This window comes from Corallococcus carmarthensis (assembly GCF_003611695.1).
GTDB lineage: Bacteria > Myxococcota > Myxococcia > Myxococcales > Myxococcaceae > Corallococcus > Corallococcus carmarthensis.
Genome location: NZ_RAWE01000030.1, coordinates 34,600 through 52,045, shown reverse-complemented (window position 1 = coordinate 52,045; position 17,446 = coordinate 34,600). Strand labels below are relative to the sequence as shown.

At 70.2% G+C, this 17,446-nt stretch carries 14 protein-coding genes; 6 read left to right on the top strand and 8 right to left on the bottom strand.

From position 1 onward, the window contains the following. Positions 1-47 precede the first annotated feature (47 nt). Complete coding sequence (locus tag D7X32_RS11505) at positions 48-2,813, top strand: glycosyltransferase family 2 protein (protein WP_279635576.1); 2,766 nt, start codon at positions 48-50, stop codon at positions 2,811-2,813. A gap of 12 nt (positions 2,814-2,825) precedes the next feature. On the opposite strand, the gene D7X32_RS11500 is transcribed toward D7X32_RS11505, so the two are convergent. The 5 genes from D7X32_RS11500 to D7X32_RS11480 form a co-directional block, all read right to left on the bottom strand. Continuing rightward, a complete protein-coding gene (locus D7X32_RS11500) occupies positions 2,826-5,150 on the bottom strand; it encodes an HAD family hydrolase (protein ID WP_120602572.1) in 2,325 nt (774 codons plus the stop codon). Positions 5,151-5,171: 21 nt separating this feature from the next. Continuing rightward, positions 5,172-6,215: a glycosyltransferase gene (locus tag D7X32_RS11495; protein ID WP_120602571.1), complete on the bottom strand. Its 1,044-nt coding sequence runs from the start codon at positions 6,213-6,215 to the stop codon at positions 5,172-5,174. Then, positions 6,212-7,489 (bottom strand): glycosyltransferase family 4 protein, encoded by a 1,278-nt coding sequence (locus D7X32_RS11490; protein ID WP_120602570.1) that lies wholly within the window; start codon positions 7,487-7,489, stop codon positions 6,212-6,214. The genes D7X32_RS11495 and D7X32_RS11490 overlap by 4 nt, the downstream gene beginning before the upstream one ends. Positions 7,490-7,678: 189 nt before the next feature. Then, positions 7,679-8,134, bottom strand: coding sequence for a hypothetical protein (locus D7X32_RS11485; RefSeq protein WP_171446439.1), 456 nt, complete (start codon positions 8,132-8,134; stop codon positions 7,679-7,681). Further along, positions 8,121-9,728, bottom strand: coding sequence for a glycosyltransferase (locus tag D7X32_RS11480; protein ID WP_244238968.1), 1,608 nt, complete (start codon positions 9,726-9,728; stop codon positions 8,121-8,123). The genes D7X32_RS11485 and D7X32_RS11480 overlap by 14 nt, the downstream gene beginning before the upstream one ends. Before the next feature lie 163 nt (positions 9,729-9,891). On the opposite strand from D7X32_RS11480, the gene rfbB reads away from it, so the two are divergent. The 5 genes from rfbB to D7X32_RS11455 all read left to right on the top strand — a co-directional run bounded on the left by rfbB (position 9,892) and on the right by D7X32_RS11455 (position 14,443). Then, positions 9,892-10,908 carry a dTDP-glucose 4,6-dehydratase gene (rfbB, locus tag D7X32_RS11475; protein WP_120602569.1) on the top strand — a complete coding sequence of 339 codons (1,017 nt, stop codon included), beginning with the start codon at positions 9,892-9,894 and terminating at the stop codon, positions 10,906-10,908. Further along, positions 10,905-11,819 carry an SDR family oxidoreductase gene (locus D7X32_RS11470; RefSeq protein WP_120602568.1) on the top strand — a complete coding sequence of 305 codons (915 nt, stop codon included), beginning with the start codon at positions 10,905-10,907 and terminating at the stop codon, positions 11,817-11,819. Before rfbB ends, D7X32_RS11470 begins: the two co-directional genes overlap by 4 nt. Next, complete coding sequence (gene rfbA, locus D7X32_RS11465) at positions 11,816-12,697, top strand: glucose-1-phosphate thymidylyltransferase RfbA (protein ID WP_120602567.1); 882 nt, start codon at positions 11,816-11,818, stop codon at positions 12,695-12,697. Before D7X32_RS11470 ends, rfbA begins: the two co-directional genes overlap by 4 nt. Continuing rightward, entirely contained in the window at positions 12,694-13,239 is a 546-nt protein-coding gene (gene rfbC, locus D7X32_RS11460; RefSeq protein WP_120602566.1) for a dTDP-4-dehydrorhamnose 3,5-epimerase, read from the top strand. The genes rfbA and rfbC overlap by 4 nt, the downstream gene beginning before the upstream one ends. 142 nt (positions 13,240-13,381) lie before the next feature. After that, on the top strand, positions 13,382-14,443 hold the full coding sequence (locus tag D7X32_RS11455) for a YihY/virulence factor BrkB family protein (RefSeq protein WP_120602565.1): 1,062 nt from the start codon (positions 13,382-13,384) through the stop codon (positions 14,441-14,443). Between the two features lie 57 nt (positions 14,444-14,500). Here D7X32_RS11455 and D7X32_RS11450 read toward each other — a convergent pair whose 3' ends face one another. Genes D7X32_RS11450 through D7X32_RS11440 form a run of 3 tightly spaced genes read right to left on the bottom strand, consistent with a single transcriptional unit; the run spans position 14,501 to position 17,424 of the window. Then, positions 14,501-14,980: a hypothetical protein gene (locus D7X32_RS11450; protein ID WP_120602564.1), complete on the bottom strand. Its 480-nt coding sequence runs from the start codon at positions 14,978-14,980 to the stop codon at positions 14,501-14,503. 48 nt (positions 14,981-15,028) lie between these two features. Beyond that, positions 15,029-15,649 (bottom strand): hypothetical protein, encoded by a 621-nt coding sequence (locus tag D7X32_RS11445; RefSeq protein WP_147450110.1) that lies wholly within the window; start codon positions 15,647-15,649, stop codon positions 15,029-15,031. A 29-nt stretch (positions 15,650-15,678) separates the two neighbouring features. Then, positions 15,679-17,424, bottom strand: coding sequence for a serine hydrolase domain-containing protein (locus tag D7X32_RS11440; RefSeq protein ID WP_244238967.1), 1,746 nt, complete (start codon positions 17,422-17,424; stop codon positions 15,679-15,681). Positions 17,425-17,446 lie beyond the last annotated feature (22 nt).

The following is a 17,446-nucleotide window of genomic DNA, read 5'->3' as shown; positions in this document are numbered from 1 at the left end:
CCGCTCGCCGCGGGCCCGGGCCTTGAAAAAGGGGAGGCGCCTGGGAAGTGAGCACCTTGTTCCATACCGTGCCCGTGGGGGGGCAGGCGGTGGCGTCCGCCGGTGAGCTCGCCGAGCGCATCGCCGCCTTGCGCGCGGAGCCCTCCGCGGCCAACGCCCAGGAGCTCGCGGCGCTGACGGAGCAGCTGCGCCGGCAGGTGCCTCCCGCCAACACGCCCCTGTCGCCGTTGCTTGCCGCGGCCCGGCTCGCCGTGCCGTTCGACTTCTCCGTGCCGCCGTCGCACCGGGCGTCGGGAGGGCAGTGGGTGACGGCCGCCAAGCGCGCCTTCGTGCTGGGCCTGCGCCCGCTCCACGTCGAACTGCTCAAGCCCCAGGCGGCCTTCAACCAGCGCGTGTTGCGTGTGCTGGAGCGGCTGGAGGCCCGGCGCGATCAGGGCACCCGTGAGGACCTGACGGAGTGGGCCCGGGGGCAGCTGGACGCGCGCGGCTCCGGCAGGGACGCCTCGGCGGGAGCCACTCACGAGCGAGAGGGCGCCCAGGGCTTTGGCAGGGACGCCTCGGCGGGAGCCACTCACGAGCGAGAGGGCGCCCAGGGCTTTGGCAGGGACGCCTCGGCGACTGCCGCCCACGAGCGGGAAGGCGCCCAGGGCGTGGGCCGGGACGCCTCCGCGGCTGCTGCCCGTGCGCCGCACGGCACGCTGGACTTCGTGGAGGTCGGGGCGACGGGAGCGGGGCGCAAGTCGCGCGGTTTCGCTCCCGTGGACATGGCCTGGAAGTTGGCGTGGCGCGCGTGGCGCCGGGCGATGCGGCCCATGCTGGAGCCGCTGCTCGCGCGTCAGGCGGAGTGGAACGCGCTGATGCGCGAGACGCTGCTGGGCGTCGCAGCCGCGCCGGGGGCCAGCACGCCGGATCCGCTGGATGCCACGCACCGGGTAGCGCGGCTCGTGGCGCTGGCATCTCCGTTGGCCCAACCGGGGCTTCCACGAGGCGTCCGGGCCTCCGCGCCGCTGTGGCGCGAGGTGCTGCGCCGGCAGTCCCGCTTCAACGGCGAGGCGGTGGTGGCGCTGGCCGCCATCCTCGGCGTGCGCACGCCGCCTCCTCCCGTGCCCACGCTGGAGGACTTCCACCACTGGTGCACGCTGCGCGAGTCCGGGGACATCCAGGCCGCCCGCGAGGCCGTGACGCGGCTGCCGCGCCGTCCCCGGCTGTCCCTGCTGGTGGCCACCGCGGGGGCGTGTCCTACGCACCTGCGCGAGTGCCTCGCGTCGGTGGAGGCCCAGGTGTACCCGGAATGGGAGCTGGTGCTCGTGGGGCCGGAGGACGGGCCCGTGCTGCCGGAGCCCTGGGCCTCGTCGCGCCGCCAGCCCCGCATCCGCCGGGTGACGCTCTCCGGGCCCACCGACTTCGCCCGCGCGCTGCGCGTGGGCTTGCAGGCCGCGAGCGGTGACTTCGTGGGCGTGCTGGGCGCGGAGGACATGCTCGCCCCCCATGCCCTGGCGGAGGTGGCGCGGGCCCTGGGCGCGGACCCTGGCCTGGACGTCGTCTACGGCGACGAGGACCGGCTGGACACGCGCGGGCGCCGCACGGCTCCCTTCTTCAAGCCGGACTGGTCCCCGGACCTGCTGCGCTCGGTGGACTACCTGGGCCGGGGCGTGATGGTGCGCCGCTCGCTGGTGGAGTCCGTGGGCGGCTTCCGCGAGGGCTTCCCGGGCGCGGAGGAGTACGACCTCTTCCTGCGCATCAGCGAGGCGTCGGAGCGCATCGGCCACGTGCCGCACCTGCTGTACCACCGGCGCACCGGCACCGTGGGCCAGGTGTCCCAGGAGGGCCGCCGCGCGCTCGCGGAGCACCTGGCGCGCCGGGGCGAGGAGGCCGAGGTGACGGTGCCGGGGCCGGGCCGCTACCGCGTGCGCTACGCCGTCCGGGGCACCCCGAAGGTGTCCATCATCGTCCCGTTCAAGGACCGGCCGGACCTCCTCAAGACGCTCACGGACACGCTGCTGGAGCGCACGACGTACCCCCACTTCGAGCTGGTGCTGGTGTCCAACAACAGCGTCCGCCCGGAGACCTTCGCGCTCCTGGACACGCTCAATGATCCGCGCGTGGTGAAGCGCACCTGGGACTTCCCCTTCAACTACCCGGCCATCAACAACTGGGCGGCGGGGCAGGCCACGGGCGAGCTGCTGCTGTTCCTCAACAACGACATGGAAGTGGTGGACCCCGGCTGGCTCACGGAGCTGGTGTCCCAGGCGCAGCGCCCGGAGGTGGGCGCGGTGGGCGCGAAGCTCCTCTTCCCCGAAGGCACCGTGCAGCACGCGGGCATCGTCGTGGGCATGACGGGCATGGCGGGCCACCCCTTCTGGCGCCTGCCGGACGGGCCCATCGCCACGCCCTTCGGCCACACGGAGTGGGTGCGCAACTGGCTGTCCGTCACCAGCGCGTGCGTGATGATCCGCCGGCCCCTCTTCGACGCGCTGGGCGGCTTCGACGAGCGCTTCCTGTTGTGCGGCAGCGATGTGGACCTGGGCCTGCGGCTGCACACCCGGGGCCTGCGCGTGGTGTGCACGCCCTTCGCGCGCGTGGTGCACCACGAATCCGCCAGCCGCCGCACGGACGCGATTCCGGAGCCGGACTACTGGCGCTCCTTCACGTCCTACCGGCCGTGGCTGCTCAAGGGCGACCCCTACTACAACCCCAACCTCACGCTGCTGTCGGGGGACTGCGACCTGCGCCGCCATCCCGAGGACGGCGAGGCGCTGGCGGTGCGCACGCTGGCCCACGAAGTGCCCAGCGCGCGCCGTCCGCCGGCGTGACGGCCCGCTTCGCTAGCGGATGGCCCGCCAGGTGAACCAGGCGTCGTAGGCCAGGTTCGCCAGCGGCACGCCGCTGCGGCGCACCACGCTGTCGCGCCAGGGGTTCGTCTCGAAGGCCTTCCACGCCTCCTTGAGCGCCCCCTTCACCGAGCCGTGCTGCCTCAGCTTCGTCAGGTCCAGCTTGAGGCCGAAGGTGGTGACTTCATGCACGCCGAAGCTCTCCACGTGCGAGTACTTGAGGAACTCGTTCGCCTCCTGCTCCGTGGGGTAGCGCGTGTAGCGCAGCAGCTCCTGGAGCGTGCCGGGCTGCAGCTCGTCCGCGGTGAAGCGAAGCAGGGGAGACAGGCGCGCGTAGTCCCGCGCGTAGTCGTACATGCCCTCCTGTACGCGGCGGAAGAAGCGGGCGCTGTTGTCCTTCTCCTGATCGTGATGCAGCAGCTCCGGCAGCGGCAGGTGCGGCGCCCACGGGTTCTTCCCATAGCGCACCGTGCTGCCGTGGTTCGCCGTGGTGATCATCTCGAAGATGGCGGTGTTGCGCAGGAAGTCCGCCTCCTCCAGGTCGCGCCGCCGCAGGTCCGACAGGTAGCCGTACTTGAAGGACTTCTTCGGCTGGGGCTGACCGTCCGGCACGTATGCCAGGTAGAAGCCGTGCAGCTCCGGGAAGCGCGCGTCGTGCTCGAAGGCGCGCATCAGGTTGTCCTGCATGCTGCCCTTCCACCCGATGTCCACGAGCGCCGTGCGCTCGAGGCCCATCAGCCCGCGGTACTCCAGGTAGCGGGAGAGGTTCGCCTTCGCCTCGTCACGGCGCTGGTGGAAGGCCACGCGCACGCGGCGCGACGCGAGGAAGCGCTGGAAGGCGGCGTCCTTCGTGGGCTCCACGATGGGGCGGTCCGGGTCGGTGAGGCCGCACTCGGCGGCCAGCCGGATGAACTCGTCCTGGGGCAGCGACAGGTTCTTGAGCAGGCCGCGCAGCGACTGGCGGCTGTACTGGCGCCAGAAGCGGTGCACCTCTTCCCAGCTCAGCTCGCGCATGGACGCGAGGATGGTCGAAGCCCGGCTGACGAACAGGTAGTGCGCCTTCGGCACCTTGCGGAACAGCCCCGAGTCCTTCAGCAGGGCGAACACCTTGAGCAGCGTCAGGCCTTCGCGCGCCAGGAAATAGACGTGGTCGATGCCCAGCTTCTCCGAGCGCTCGATGACGTCCACCACGAAGGCCACGATGCCCGGCGCCAGCGTGCGGCCCAGCTGGTAGTTGGGGTCGTCATCCGGCGCGCGGACATGGTGGGCCTCGTTGCCCAGCACGACGTCCACGTAGTGCGCGGCCCAGTACGGGTTCTGATCCACGGCCTTCTGGGCGATTTCCAGCCGGCGGCGGCGCTGCTTCTCGTCCGGGTCGTCCACGCGCAGGGTGGAGATGCCCAGCCGGCGCGGCTGCACGTTGTCCGCGTTCTCGTCGTCGCCGACGAAGAAGAGCTGCTCGGGCTTGAGCCCCTCGCGCTCCAGCACGCACGGGAAGAGCCGGCCGGACGCCTTGCGCAGTCCTTCGTCGATGGAGACGTAGCCCGCGTCGAAGTACTGCTCCAGCCCGCAGTGCCTGAGCAGCTCACGGAGCAGCGGCTGCGACAGGTACATGTCGCTCACGAAGATGAGCCGCTTGCCCTGGGCCTTCAGCGCGGACAGCACCTCGTGGATGCCCGGCGCGGGACGCAGCGCCAGCTTCTCCAGCTCCAGCTCCAGCGCGCGCAGCTCCGCGGCCATGCGCGAGCGGTTCGGCTCCAGCGGCACCCAGCTGCCCGCCCAGCGCTGCACGAGCGCCTCGAAGTCCACCTCGTTGTCGCGGCCCTGGGCCACCTGCTCCCCGGCGATCTCCATCTCCAGGGCGAAGCGGCGCTGGCGCACCTGGGCCACCGTGGGCAGGGCCTTGGGATGCACCAGCTCCTTCAGCCGCGCGTGGAAGCCGCGCGCCACGGCCGTCTTGAGCCACTCGCCCTCCACGCTGCGCACCACCAGCGTGTTGAAGACGTCGAAGCCCACCACGTCGTAGCCCGCCGCCGCCGTGAGCAGCCGCTCGCGCAGCGTGGCGAAGGGGGAGGACTCAATGGGGGGCGCGTCGCCCGCGCGGAACAGGCGCGAGGCCTGGGCCAGGCCGTCCACCACGTTCGGCGGCAGGGCCTCCGAGGCAATCACCGACATGCGCTCGCCAGGCGTCGCGCGCGGGTGCTTCGAGGCGGCGGGGGCGCCCTTCTGCGTCAGGTACAGGTCGCGCGCGGTCTCCACCGCCCAGCGCTGAAGGGCGGGAAGCAGCGCGGCCGCTGCGGGTTCACGGCGGGCAGTCATCTGCTTCCAGTGTCCTTGGCTCTAGTTGGGGACTGCCGCCAGGGGGCGGGTGAGACGCGTGACCTTCTCCGCGCCCAGGGCTTCCGGGGCGGAGGGCTCCGGAGCACGCGCGGACGCGGACTCCACGGCGACGGGGGTGGCCACGGGCGGGCGCGTGGACGTCAGCGACGCCAGGTGCGCCACGGGGTCCGCGAACAGGTGGGCGTCGTGCAGCACGCGCTGGAAGCAGGCGGACGCGTCGAAGGCCTCGCGCATCTTCTGCCACGCACGGATGCGCACGGCGCGGAAGGACACCGGCATCCGGAACACCTCGTCCAGCGAGCGCGCCCACTGTCCGTCCGGCCGGTAGAGGAACTCGTCCTCCGGCTCGATGTTCCACTCGCCGGGGAACACCGTGTCGGCGATGACGAGCAGCCCGTGCGCCATGGCCAGCAGGGGCAGCGGATCAAACCGGCCCATCAGGTCGCGCGACGCGTAGACGAGCGTCCCGGCCTTCTCCAGCGCCTGGATCATCTCCTCCGTCGTGGCGTGCGAGGACAGCACGTCCACCGGGCCCAGCTTGCGCAGGTGCTCCATCGCCTCCGGCGTGGGGCTGGCCCAGTCCGCCACCAGCATCCGCCGGACCTCCAGCCGGGGACCCGCCGGGCACCGCGCGGTGTCCACCGGCAGGGGCAGCGTCTGCAGCAGCGGCAGCCGCGCCAGCTCCGGCGACGCGGGCGTCTCCAGATAGGTGAGCCAGCGGAAGCCCTGCACGTCCGGGCCGGAGCTGCGCGCGAGCCGTTCAATCTCCTCCGCGCTGAACAGCGGCGCGGGGATGACGCCAATGCGCATGGCGCCGGGAACGCGCGCCGCCAGCTCCGGCGTGAGGTCCTGCGGACGGAACACGAGCGTCGCGTTCGCGCCCCACGCCTGGGCGGCGTCGAGCGCGGCCTCCCACTGGCCATCCGTCACGGGGAAGTAGCGCACCTCGGCCCACGCCGCCTGGACGGGCACGTGCGGCTCGAAGGCCGGCTCGCCCACGAAGGCGACGCGCTGGAGGGTGGAGGGAGGAGGATGGACTCTCATGAGAGGACTCGCGTGAAACGCGCGCGGAGGGACTTCTTCAAGTCGTCGGACACCAGCTTCTGCAGGGCGCGGACGGGGCGGGACTTCTTGAACTGGCGGTAGCGCTCCAACAGCACCTGCTCACCGGGGCCCACGTACGGATGCAGCGGCGAGTGGCCACCGCGCTCCGCGCGCCAGACGTCGTCCAGCCAGTGGCCGTGCATCGTGGACATGGCGGCCAGCGCGGGGCGCAGGTGCGTGTTCGTCCAGCCCTCCGCGTGCAGCGCTTCCAGTCCGGAGGCCACCTGGCGCGTGCTGGACTCCCAGTCCGTGAACGCCTTCGCGGTGGCGAGCGCGTTCTCCCGCAGGTGGGCCAGGTACGCGGGCTGCGTGCTCAAGAGGCGCAGGAACTGGACGATCTGCCGGTGGTTGTACGGCTCCACCATCAGCGAGTTCTGCCCGTGCACCATGTACTCGTCGGTGCCGGTGACGGTGTACGTGATGGCGGTGCCGCCCTGGGAGAACATCTCCAGCGGCGGGCCGAACATGCCCTCCACGCGGGAGAGCTTCAGCAGCACGTCGTACTGGCCGTAGACCTGGTGCACCTGATTGATGGGGATGCGCTCGTGCACCTGCACCGGCTGCCCGCCCACGGTGGGCTTCTGCCCGCCGGAGGACGACGCCAGCCACCCCGTCTCGAACTGGACGCCCTGTTCGGCCGCCAGTTCCAGGACCTCGAAGGTCTCCGGCACGCCCTTGAAGCCCACGCCCCACGGGCCCTCCACCAGCACGCGCAGCTTGCCGTCGCGCTTCGGCGGGGCCTGCACGCAGGGGAAGTGGTCGCGGGACAGGCCGTTCTGCACGTAGAGCGTGCGGCCCTCCGGCTGCAGCGTCTGGATGAACTCCACCAGCCACTTCGCCTCGGTGACGAACAAGAGCGGCAGCGAATACGTCTGCCGGTTGAGCAGCTTGTAGTGGCGCTCCGCGTGGAAGCGCGACTCCAGGCTCTGGTTCAGGTAGCCGTACACCCGCGCGTTGACGCGCCACAGGTCGTAGAAGGTGATCCACCAGGTGGCCAGCGCGAAGTCGAACGACTCGCCTTCGGCCTCCGCGAGCGACCGGCGCGGCAGGTCCGCCAGCCGCGGGTGCCACAGGGGATACGTCAGCTTGACGGGGCCCGGGGTGATGAGAACGGCCTCATGGCCGAGGTCCTGGAGCCGTGAGGCGTACTCCAGGATGACGTTGGACCCACCGGAGATATTGGCGATGTCCCCAACGAGGAACCCGATCTTCATGCCTTGGCAACTCGCGTCGTGGGCTGGATGCCGCCCGGAGGAAACGATTCGCCGCCGCCGTTGATTCTCCCCGTGGCATCCCCCTCAGGACAGACGAGGCAGGCGAAGCGAGGGGCCGATGTAGCGCGGAGAAGGTTGCTACGTCAACGCCCGGCGGGGCCGCTGTCCGTCGAGCAGGCAGCCATGCGCTCAGGGTGAAGAGGGGCCCGGCGGATCCTTCTCCAGCTGCTTCAAGCGCGCTTCCAGCTCGCGCCGCCACAGGGCCTGCGTCCGCGCGTGCTCGCGCTGGTTCTCGATGACGACGGTGAGCGCGTCCAGGATGGCCTCGTTGAAGTGCACCTGGCGGCGCAGCACCTCGTTGATGAACGGCTGGAACGCGCCGCGGAACGTTCGCTTGGCGAACACGAGCACGGGCCCTACGACAGGGCGGTGCGATGTCGCGGGCTCCACATAGCGCACGTCCGCCTTCGAGCGCGCCTCCAGGAGCAGCGCCGGCCACTGGGCCGCGACGGGGGCGCGAAGGGACGCGGCCAGCGTGCGGCGCAGCTGGTCGCGCGCGGCGGCGGAAGGCTCGGGGAGCCGCTCGGTGGCGGCGGCCACGGCCTGGGCGGTGGGCTCGGCCGTGAGCAGGTCAGCGGCGTGCATGGCGGGCTCCTCGCTTCGATGACAGGGCCTGGACCAGGGCGTTCGCCACCGCGTCCAGGTCCGAGCGGTCCAGCTCCAACAGCCGGGGCCCCAGATGATGCCGGACCGCTTCCGTCGACGCCTCGTCGGACGCGGCGGCAGCGTCGCGCACGCCCCAGCTCCGGCGGCCCACGCCGGCCAGCACCGCCTGCGCCGCGGCGGTGTCCGTGCCCAGCAGCACCACCTTGCCGGACGAGGCCCGCACCGCGGTCTCCAATGAGGCCGAACCGGGCAGCGGCTCGGGCGGGGGGCCGACCGGCTGGTCGGGGGTGAAGTGCCACACGGGCGCTCCCTCGATCTCCTGGGGACCGAGCGAGAGGACGGGCTCCTCGCCGCGTTCCCGGAGGGCGAGGATGCGGGAGTCTGGCAGGCGGCGGTGCAGCTCGCGGGCGAGCCGCGACATGGGGGCCTCCGGCCGCGCGGAGAAGCCGGGGCAGACCAGCTCGATGGCGGGCGCCTGCGAGGAAGCCACCGCCGGGCCGGGCCCGCGTCCTCCCAGCCAGTCCTGCAGCGCGGTGCGCACCTGCGCGGCCACGGCCTTCTGGGACAGCGCGGCCACGCGGGCGCGCTGCGCGACGAGGACCTGCTTGCGCAGCGCGGGTTCGCGCTCCAGCACCGCGAGCAGCTGCGCCACTTCCATGGGCTCGCGTGAGAAGGTGGTGAGGCCCGCGCCGCCCATTGTCTCGGGGACCGCCGCGGCGCCGTACGCGACGACGGGGACGTCGCGGTACATGGCCTCCAGGAGCGGCACGCCGAACCCTTCATGCCGGCTCATGGACAGGTACGCGGTGGCGGAGGCGAAGCAGGCGGACAGCTGCGCGGCGTTGACGCGGCCCAGGAACTGGATGCGGTCCGGGCCGAGCAGGTCCTTGAGGCCGTGCAGGAAGCCTCCATAAGGCGCGTCGCGGTGGATGTTGCCCGCGATGAGCAGGCGGCTCTTCGGCTGGTACAGGCGCTGGTACGCGGTGAAGACGCGCAGCACGTCGTCCACGTATTTGCTGGGCACCGCACGGCCCACGAAGAGGATGTTGGAGCAGCCGTCGTCCAGCTCCGCCATCAGCGCGGGATCCGGCGGCGTGTCGAAGGTGTGCCAGTCGATGGCGAAGGGCAGCACGGCCACGCGCGGGTAGCCCGCGGCGGCCAGCTCCTCCGCGCTGAAGCGCGAGTAGGCGAAGGCGCCGTCCACGTGCGGGCGCAGCGCGAGCAGCTCCACGCGGGCGGCGTCGCACGCGAGCACGGCGCCCCGGTCGTAGCCCTCGAAGAGCCGGGCGGGGGTGATGTTGTGGTAGACGAGCAGCTTCCGGCCGCGCGACCGGGCGATGAGCGGCACCTGCTTTGATTCGAAGCTGTGGTGCACGAGCAGCACGGAGTCGCGCGTCGCATCCCGCGGGTAGCTCTTGGCGGGGCGCACCTGGTCGCGGCACGCGTCGTCCCAGGTGTCCGCGTAGATTTCAGAGGTGTGGCCCCAGGAGCGCAGGAGGCTCTGGAGGTAGCGCACCTGATTGCCAATCGCGTCACCCCACGCCAGGCGGGTGACCAGCTGGTGGATGTGCAAGGGTCCGCCCGGGCCGTGAGGAGGTCGCGGTGACACGCGCGCGTTCCCTTACAACCGTCCAGCCCGCCCTTACAAGGGTGCCTGAGGCGCCTTGACGGAGGGACCTCCACACAGTAGCCAGGGCGGCCCACGCGTCCCCGAGGTCGGGTCCATGTCAACGTCAATGAACGTCCTGGTCACGGGAGGGTGCGGTTTCATCGGGTCCAACCTGGTCCGCTACCTGCTCCGCGAGCGGCCGGACTGGAAGGTCGTCAACCTGGACCGGCTCACCTACGCGGGCAACCTGGAGAACCTCGCGGGCCTGGAGGACGACGCCCGCCACGTCTTCGTGCAGGGCGACGTGGGCGACCGGGCCTGCGTGGACCGGGTGCTCCAGGCGCACGCCATCGATTCCGTGCTCCACCTGGCCGCGGAGAGCCACGTGGACCGCTCCATCGAAGGCCCGGCCGTCTTCGTCACCACCAACGTCCTGGGCACGCAGCACCTGCTGGAGGCCTGCCGCGTGCACGGCGTGCGGCGGTTCGTGCAGGTCTCCACCGACGAGGTCTACGGCTCGCTGGGGCCGTCCGGGGCGTTCACGGAAGAGTCACCCCTCCAGCCCTCCAGCCCCTATTCGGCGTCCAAGACGGGCGCGGACCTGCTGGCGCTGGCGTACCACCACACGTACGGCCTGGACGTGGTGGTGACGCGCTGTTCGAACAACTACGGGCGCTACCAGTTCCCGGAGAAGCTCATCCCCCGGATGGTGGTGAACGCGCTGAGGAACCAGCCGCTGCCCGTCTACGGCGACGGCCAGCACGTGCGCGACTGGTTGCACGTGGAGGACCACTGTCAGGGGCTGCTCCAGGCGCTGGAGCGGGGACGGGCGGGACAGGTCTACAACCTGGGGGGCGGCGCGGAGCGCAAGAACCTGGACCTGGTGAAGGGCATCCTCGCGGAGCTGGGCAAGCCGGAGTCGCTGATCCAGTTCGTCACGGACCGGCTGGGGCACGACCGCCGCTACGCCATCGACCCGGCGAAGAGCCGGCGCGAGCTGGGGTGGGTGCCCATGCATTCCTTCGAAGCGGGGCTGGCGGACACGGTGCGCTGGTACGTGGAGCATCCGGAGTGGTGGGAGCGAGTGCTGAGCGGGGCGTACCGGAGCACCGTGACGCTGACGCGCCGGGGGCATGGAGCATGAGCCGCTTCGTCGTGACGGGAGCGAACGGGCTGGTGGGCCGCCGGGCCTGCGCGCGGCTGGCCGCGCGGGGGCACTCGGTGGTGGGGTTGGGGAAGGGCCCGCGCCGCGCGGTGGGAGCGTTCGACTACGAGGCGCTGGACCTCACGCGCGAGGCGGACGTGGCGCCCGCGTTGAGCCGGCTGTCGCCGGAGATCGTCGTCCACTGCGCGTCGATGACGGAGGTGGACGCCTGTGAGAAGGCGCCCGAGGCCGCGTACGCCGCGAACGTCACCGCCACGGCGGCGGTGGCCCGCTGGACGCGTGAGGCCGGCGCGCACCTGGTGCACGTGTCCACCGACTACGTCTTCGACGGCGACGCGGGCCCGTATGCCGAGGACGCCGTGCCGAACCCGCGCGGCGTCTACGCGGTGACGAAGCACATGGGCGAACAGGCCGCGCGCGTGCTCTCTCCCGGGTGCGCGATTGCCAGGACCGCGGTGGTGTACGGCTGGCCACCGGTGGAGGGCCGGCTCAACTTCGGCGCGTGGCTGGTGAAGACGCTGTCGGCGGGGCAGCCGGTGAAGCTCTTCGAGGATCAGGTCGTGTCCCCCAGCTTCGCCGACAACGTGGCCGCCATGCTGGTGGAGCTGGGCGAGCGGCGGCTGGGCGGGACGTGGAACACCTGTGGCGGCACGGTGCTGGACCGCGTGGCCTTTGGACGGGCGCTGTGCGGCGTGTTCGGGTTCGACGCGGGGCTGGTGGTGCCCACGCGGATGGCGGACCTGAAGCTGTCGGCGCCCCGGCCGCTGAAGAGCGGGCTGTTGACGGACAAGGCGCGGGAGCAGTTGTCGGAGAAGCCGCTGGCGCTCGCGGAGTCGCTGAAGCGCTTCCATGCGAGCTGGCTCGAGGCCCGGGCCGGGGAGGCGGGATGAAGGGAATCATCCTCGCGGGAGGCTCGGGGACGCGCCTGTATCCGCTGACGCTGGTGGTGAGCAAGCAGCTGCTCCCCGTCTACGACAAGCCGATGATCTACTACCCGCTGACCACGCTGATGCTGGCGGGCATCCGGGACGTGTTGATCATCTCCACGCCGCAGGACCTGCCGCGCTTCCGCGACCTGCTGGGCGACGGCGAGCAGTGGGGCATGTCCTTCCAGTACGCGGAGCAGCCCCGCCCGGAAGGCCTGGCGCAGGCGTTCATCGTGGGCCGCGACTTCGTGGGAGGCGACTCGGTGTCGCTCATCCTGGGGGACAACATCTTCCACGGCGACGGCCTGACCGAACTGGTGCGGCGCGCGGCGCGGCGCACGTCCGGGGCGACGGTGTTCGGCTACCAGGTGAAGGATCCGCAGCGCTACGGCGTGGTGGAGCTGGCGCCGGGCAACCGGGCCATCAGCATCGAGGAGAAACCCGCGAAGCCCCGGTCCAACTACGCCGTCACCGGGTTGTACTTCTACGACAACCAGGTGCTGGACATCGCGGCGGCGCTGAAGCCCAGCAAGCGGGGTGAGCTGGAGATCACCGACGTCAACGCGGAGTACATGCGCCGCGGCCAGCTCACGGTGGAGTTGATGGGGCGCGGCTACGCGTGGCTGGACACCGGGACGCACGAGTCGCTGATGCAGGCGTCGTCGTTCATCGAGATCATCGAGCGCCGCCAGGGCCTGAAGATCGCCTGTCCGGAGGAGATCGCCTACCGCATGGGCTACATCGACGAGGCGCGGCTGGAGGCGCTCGCGGAGCCCATGTTGAAGAACGACTACGGTCAGTACCTGAAGGCGCTCCTGGGGACCCGGGGGACGGCGCCATGAAGGTGCAGACCACGGAGCTTCCCGGCGTCCTGCTGCTGGAGCCTCGCGTGTTCGGGGACTCGCGGGGCTTCTTCGTGGAGACGTTCCACGCGCAGCGCTACGTGGACGCGGGCATCCCGGGCCCCTTCGTGCAGGACAACCTGTCGCGGTCGGTGCGAGGCACGCTGCGGGGCCTGCACTTCCAGGAGCCGGACGGGCAGGGGAAGCTGGTGCAGGTGCTGGCGGGCGCGGTCTGGGACGTGGTGGTGGACGTGCGGAAGGGCTCGCCCACGTTCGGCCGGTGGATGGGGGCGGAGCTGTCGTCGGGGAACAAGTGGCAGCTGTGGATTCCCCCGGGCTTCGCGCATGGGTTCTGCGTGCTGAGCGACTCGGCGGACTTCTTCTACAAGTGCACCGCGCTGTATGCCCCGGAGTCCGAGCGGAGCGTGGCCTGGGATGATCCGGACCTGGCCATTCCCTGGCCCGTGAAGGAACCCCTGCTGTCGGTGAAGGATCAGCGAGCGCCCCGGTTGAAGGACGCGCTTGTGTTGCCTTCCTACTGATTCAAGGCGGCCGGGCAGGCGTGAGGCGGGGCTTGTCATTCCCCACATCCTGCGCGGTGAGCAGGCAGGGAGACAGGCAACGTCCCTGGGGAGGAAGCCAGCCGGGGGATGGAATGCCCAATCTCCTTCGAGGAGGAGACGCATGGTCTTGCCCGGCAAGGGAATGAGTTGGAAGGAGTTCTTCAAGTCCCTCAAGGACGAGTGGGGTCGCGACAACGTGGGCAACGTCGCGGGGGCGTTGACGTTCCAGGGCATCCTCGCGCTCTTCCCGTTCCTGCTGTTTCTCGTGTCCCTGGCCGGTGTGTTGATTGATCCGCACCAGGCGCAGCAGCTCATCCAGGAGATGTCGAAGGTGGCGCCGCAGGAGGTGACGAAGATCCTGGGCGAGCGCCTGGAGGCGCTGGCGAGCAGCAATCCGGTAGGGCTGCTGACCATCGGTGGCGTGGGCGCGGTCTGGGCGGCGTCGGGCGGTGTGGTGGCGCTGATGGAAGCGCTCAACACGGTCTATGGCGTGGAGGAGAAGCGTCCGTTCTGGAAGAAGCGCGGCATCGCGCTGCTGACGACGCTGGGGACGGCGTTGACGGTGGTGCTGGCGGCCATCGTCGCGATCGTGACGCCGGCGATCGCGAACAAGCTGGGCGAGCCGCTCAGCGGCATCCTGCTCTGGCTGCGCATGCCGGTGGCCGGCCTGTTGATGATGTGCCTGCTGGCGGTGCTCTACTACGTGCTTCCGGACGTGAAGCAGAAGTTCAAGTTCATCACGCCGGGCTCGATCGTGGCCGTGCTCATCTGGGTGGCCGCGTCGTGGGCGTTCTCCATGTACGTGGCGAACTTCGGCTCGTATGACGTGAACTACGGCGCCATCGGCGGTGTCATCGTGATGCTGCTGTGGATGTGGATCTCCTGCCAGGTCATCCTGCTGGGCGCGGAGATCAACGGCATCCTCGAGCACAAGTCGCCGGACGGAAAGTCGCCGGGTCAGCGTGATCCGGATGCGCCTGGACCGAACGTGACGAAGACGGAGGCGGAGGAGCAGGGCGCGAACCTGCCCGGCGCCACGGACTTCCGTCCCATCCCGCCCCAGCCGGGCTACGAGGCCCGGCCGGTGCCCCTGAGCAAGACGCCCCTGGCCGCGGCGGCGAAGTGGGCCGCGGGCGTGGGCCTGGGCGTGTTCCTGATGCGCCGCAAGTCCTCGGCGCGGTAGCGCCTTCGCGGAGCTCCACGACGGGCGGTCCTCGCGAGGGGGCCGCCCGCTGTCTTTTCAGGGCAGCGGGGAGGTGACGTAGTCCTTCCCGTCGGAATGGCAGCCATGACAGGTGGAGTGGGCGCGGCCGTAGTAGTTGTTGGAGTAATCCGGGCCGAAGCCCTCGTAGAAGATCCAGGTGTCCTTGCCGGGGCCTTCGGCGATCTTCACGTCCAGCGCGTGCCCCCGGAGCGTCTTCCCGTCGTCCTCGAACAGCTCCTTCACGAGGATGCTGCCTACGGGATGGATGGCATTGCCGTCGCGCAGCGAGCGTTCCACGACGTCGTTGAAGAAGACGCGGACCTTGCTGCCGTGAGGGGCGCGCGTTTCGTGGACGGAAGGTTCCGCGAGCCAGGCGCTGTACTGGCCCGCGCGTACGAACGCGGTGATGCCCTGCTCCGAGGTGTCGAGTTCCTGGATGACGCCGAGCCCTTCATCCACCGAGGACGAGGGACCGCAGGCGGCGAAGCACAGGAGCAGGAGGGAGGGGAGGCGCATGTCCTGGGGTACGCCAGGAATGCGCGGCCGGTTACACCCGGGGGCGGCTCACTGGGGCGAATAGGTGTGGGTCAGGTCGAAGACCAGGGTCTGCACCGCCGGTGGGATGGCGATCTCGAAGCGGCCCCGGTTCAGGTCGGAGCGGGTGACCTGGTAGTGGATGGTGCCGAACTCGTCATCGAGGGCGAAGTCGTCGTTGTCGAAGATGGAGATCTCGATGGAATGATCGAGGAGGTTGGAGGAGATGACCTCGCAGCTGCCCGAGCGCCATTCGGGGTCCCAGCTCTCATCCTCGGCGGTGCGGGAAAGCTCCGGGGCGGAGGGGCAGCGCATCTCCACGACGACGTCCGGCGGGGAGCCGTCGGAGTCCCAGTCCTCGCCATTGTCCGGGTCGACGTCGGCGATGACGGCCCGGCGGGGCTGCACCCGCGTCCGCATCACGCCCGCGTAGCAGGCCTTCGTGTCGAGCCGGCAGACATTGCCTTCGGGACAGCCCTCACAGAGACCCCCGTTGGGGCCACAGAGGGCGTCGCCGCGATCGCGGATACAGAGGTTGCTCGCGGAGCAGCAGCCGTCCGCGCAGCTCTCGGGAGTGCAATCGGGTTCGCCGCACGCGGGCAGGAAGAGGGCGCACGTCAGGGCCATCAGGAACAGGCTGAGGGTTCTCATGAGGGCTGGGGAAGTTATCAGAGGGAGCGTTACTTCGCGGTGACCGCGCTCAGGATGAAGCGGGGCAGCAACTCCTCACGGAACTTCCGCCAGAGGGCGACGTGGTTGTAGTTGCCCGCGGTGAAGAGCACGACGAGGTCCAGCTCCGGGACAACCATCACGAGTTGTCCCCCGTTCCCGCTGGCTTCGTACTGTGAATACACCTTGTCGCCAACGCGAAGCTCATGGCGCCACCACGTGTAGCCATAGGTCCGTCCATCCTGCATCGTCGCGTGGTTCGCGGTGGATCGTTCCACCCAGCGCTGGCTGACCACACGCTTGCCGTTCCACGTTCCGCCGGAGAGGTAGAGCTGCCCGAGCTTCAGCGCATCGCGTGGACGCATGTAGATGCCGCCGCCCAGGTACTGCTCGCCGTTCGGCATCAGGTCGACGTGGTAGCCGCGCATCTGGAGCGGAGATGCGACGTTCTTCGTGAAGAACTCCGGGATCCACATGCGGGTGGCGTTGTGGAGGACACCGCCCAGCAGGTTGATGTTCGCGGAGCAGTACACGGCCTTCTCGCCGGGCGCGCGCACCATGGGCAGGTCGAGCGTGTACTTGTACCAATCCGGCACGGAGTCATCGAGCCGGTCTTCGTTGCCAGGTGAGGCCGGGTCATCGTCGTCACAGGCAAGGCCTGTCGACATGGTCATCAGGTTCGCGACGGTGAGCTTGCGCTTGCGCGCGTCCAGGTTGGAGAGCTTGCCCTTGTACTCGGGGAGCAGGGAGACCACGGGCGTGTCCACGGTGAAGGGGGCACCCTGGTCCAGCGCAATGCCAATCAGCAGGGATGCGTAGGACTTGGAGGAGGAGCGCAGGTCGTGGGGGCGCTCCTTGTCGAAGCCCTGGAAGTACTCCTCGACGATGAGCTTCCCGTGACGCGCGATGAGCAGCCCCTGGATGGCAGGGGCGGGCTCCGGGCTTGGTTCTTGGTCGAGGATGCGCTGCACGAGCTGCTGGAGCGGTTGGACGTCCATGCCGACGTCCGTGGGGGAGGCTGTGGTCCAGCCGTCGTCCTCCGCGATGGGTTTCTGGTAGGCGTAGGGACCAGGCGCGGGCGTGCGGGAGTAGAGGCCCACGGCCTGGGACCGGTCCCGGCGCGTGAAGTCGAACGTCGTGTCAAAGGGAGGGTAGGGGAGGGACAGCCGTCCGGATTGGGCGTCGAAGGTGCCTTCGATCTGGGTGTCGCCCTTGGTGGACGTGAGCCGGACCGTGCGGTCCTGGAGGTCCACGCGGAACAGCATCCTGTTGCCGAAGTTCCGCTCCGGGTTGCGGATGAACGCCGTCACGGAGCCGTCGGGCTGCTGCTGGACGACGAGATACAGCGAGAACCGGTCCTCCAGCGGTGCCACGACTCCTCGCCAGACACCCGGCTGAAGCGATCGCAGCTCCACCGGCGTGGCGAACTTCATCCCGCTCATGAGGACGGGAGGCTGGATCCAGTGGCCAGTGATGCCCTGGCCGTGCTCCGCCAGCGTGGCTCGAAGCTCACCCTGGCCTCCGGGCATGACGACAGACACTTTCCGGCCGTCGATCCGGGCCGGGACGTCGAAGCCCGCGATGCGTGCGCGCCAGTTGTTGCCATCCCGAACCAGCGTGAGTTCGCCTCGGACTTGAGGGCCGAGGACGCGCTCACTTCCCCAGATGCCCACCAACTGCTCCACGGGCATGGGGACCGCGCCGACATGGAGAGGAAGCAGCGCCAGCAGAAGCCCAAGGAAGCGGTAACGGGTCATGGCCCTGATGACGCTACACGAC

What these genes read in the sequence shown, in the direction of transcription:
- D7X32_RS11500 (WP_120602572.1), bottom strand. Translation starts at nt 5,150, where the DNA reads ATGACTGCCCGCCGTGAACCCGCAGCGGCCGCGCTGCTTCCCGCCCTT.
- D7X32_RS11495 (WP_120602571.1), bottom strand. Translation starts at nt 6,215, where the DNA reads ATGAGAGTCCATCCTCCTCCCTCCACCCTCCAGCGCGTCGCCTTCGTG.
- D7X32_RS11490 (WP_120602570.1), bottom strand. Translation starts at nt 7,489, where the DNA reads ATGAAGATCGGGTTCCTCGTTGGGGACATCGCCAATATCTCCGGTGGG.
- D7X32_RS11485 (WP_171446439.1), bottom strand. Translation starts at nt 8,134, where the DNA reads ATGCACGCCGCTGACCTGCTCACGGCCGAGCCCACCGCCCAGGCCGTG.
- rfbB (WP_120602569.1), top strand. Translation starts at nt 9,892, where the DNA reads ATGAACGTCCTGGTCACGGGAGGGTGCGGTTTCATCGGGTCCAACCTG.
- D7X32_RS11470 (WP_120602568.1), top strand. Translation starts at nt 10,905, where the DNA reads ATGAGCCGCTTCGTCGTGACGGGAGCGAACGGGCTGGTGGGCCGCCGG.
- rfbA (WP_120602567.1), top strand. Translation starts at nt 11,816, where the DNA reads ATGAAGGGAATCATCCTCGCGGGAGGCTCGGGGACGCGCCTGTATCCG.
- rfbC (WP_120602566.1), top strand. Translation starts at nt 12,694, where the DNA reads ATGAAGGTGCAGACCACGGAGCTTCCCGGCGTCCTGCTGCTGGAGCCT.
- D7X32_RS11455 (WP_120602565.1), top strand. Translation starts at nt 13,382, where the DNA reads ATGGTCTTGCCCGGCAAGGGAATGAGTTGGAAGGAGTTCTTCAAGTCC.
- D7X32_RS11450 (WP_120602564.1), bottom strand. Translation starts at nt 14,980, where the DNA reads ATGCGCCTCCCCTCCCTCCTGCTCCTGTGCTTCGCCGCCTGCGGTCCC.
- D7X32_RS11445 (WP_147450110.1), bottom strand. Translation starts at nt 15,649, where the DNA reads ATGAGAACCCTCAGCCTGTTCCTGATGGCCCTGACGTGCGCCCTCTTC.
- D7X32_RS11440 (WP_244238967.1), bottom strand. Translation starts at nt 17,424, where the DNA reads ATGACCCGTTACCGCTTCCTTGGGCTTCTGCTGGCGCTGCTTCCTCTC.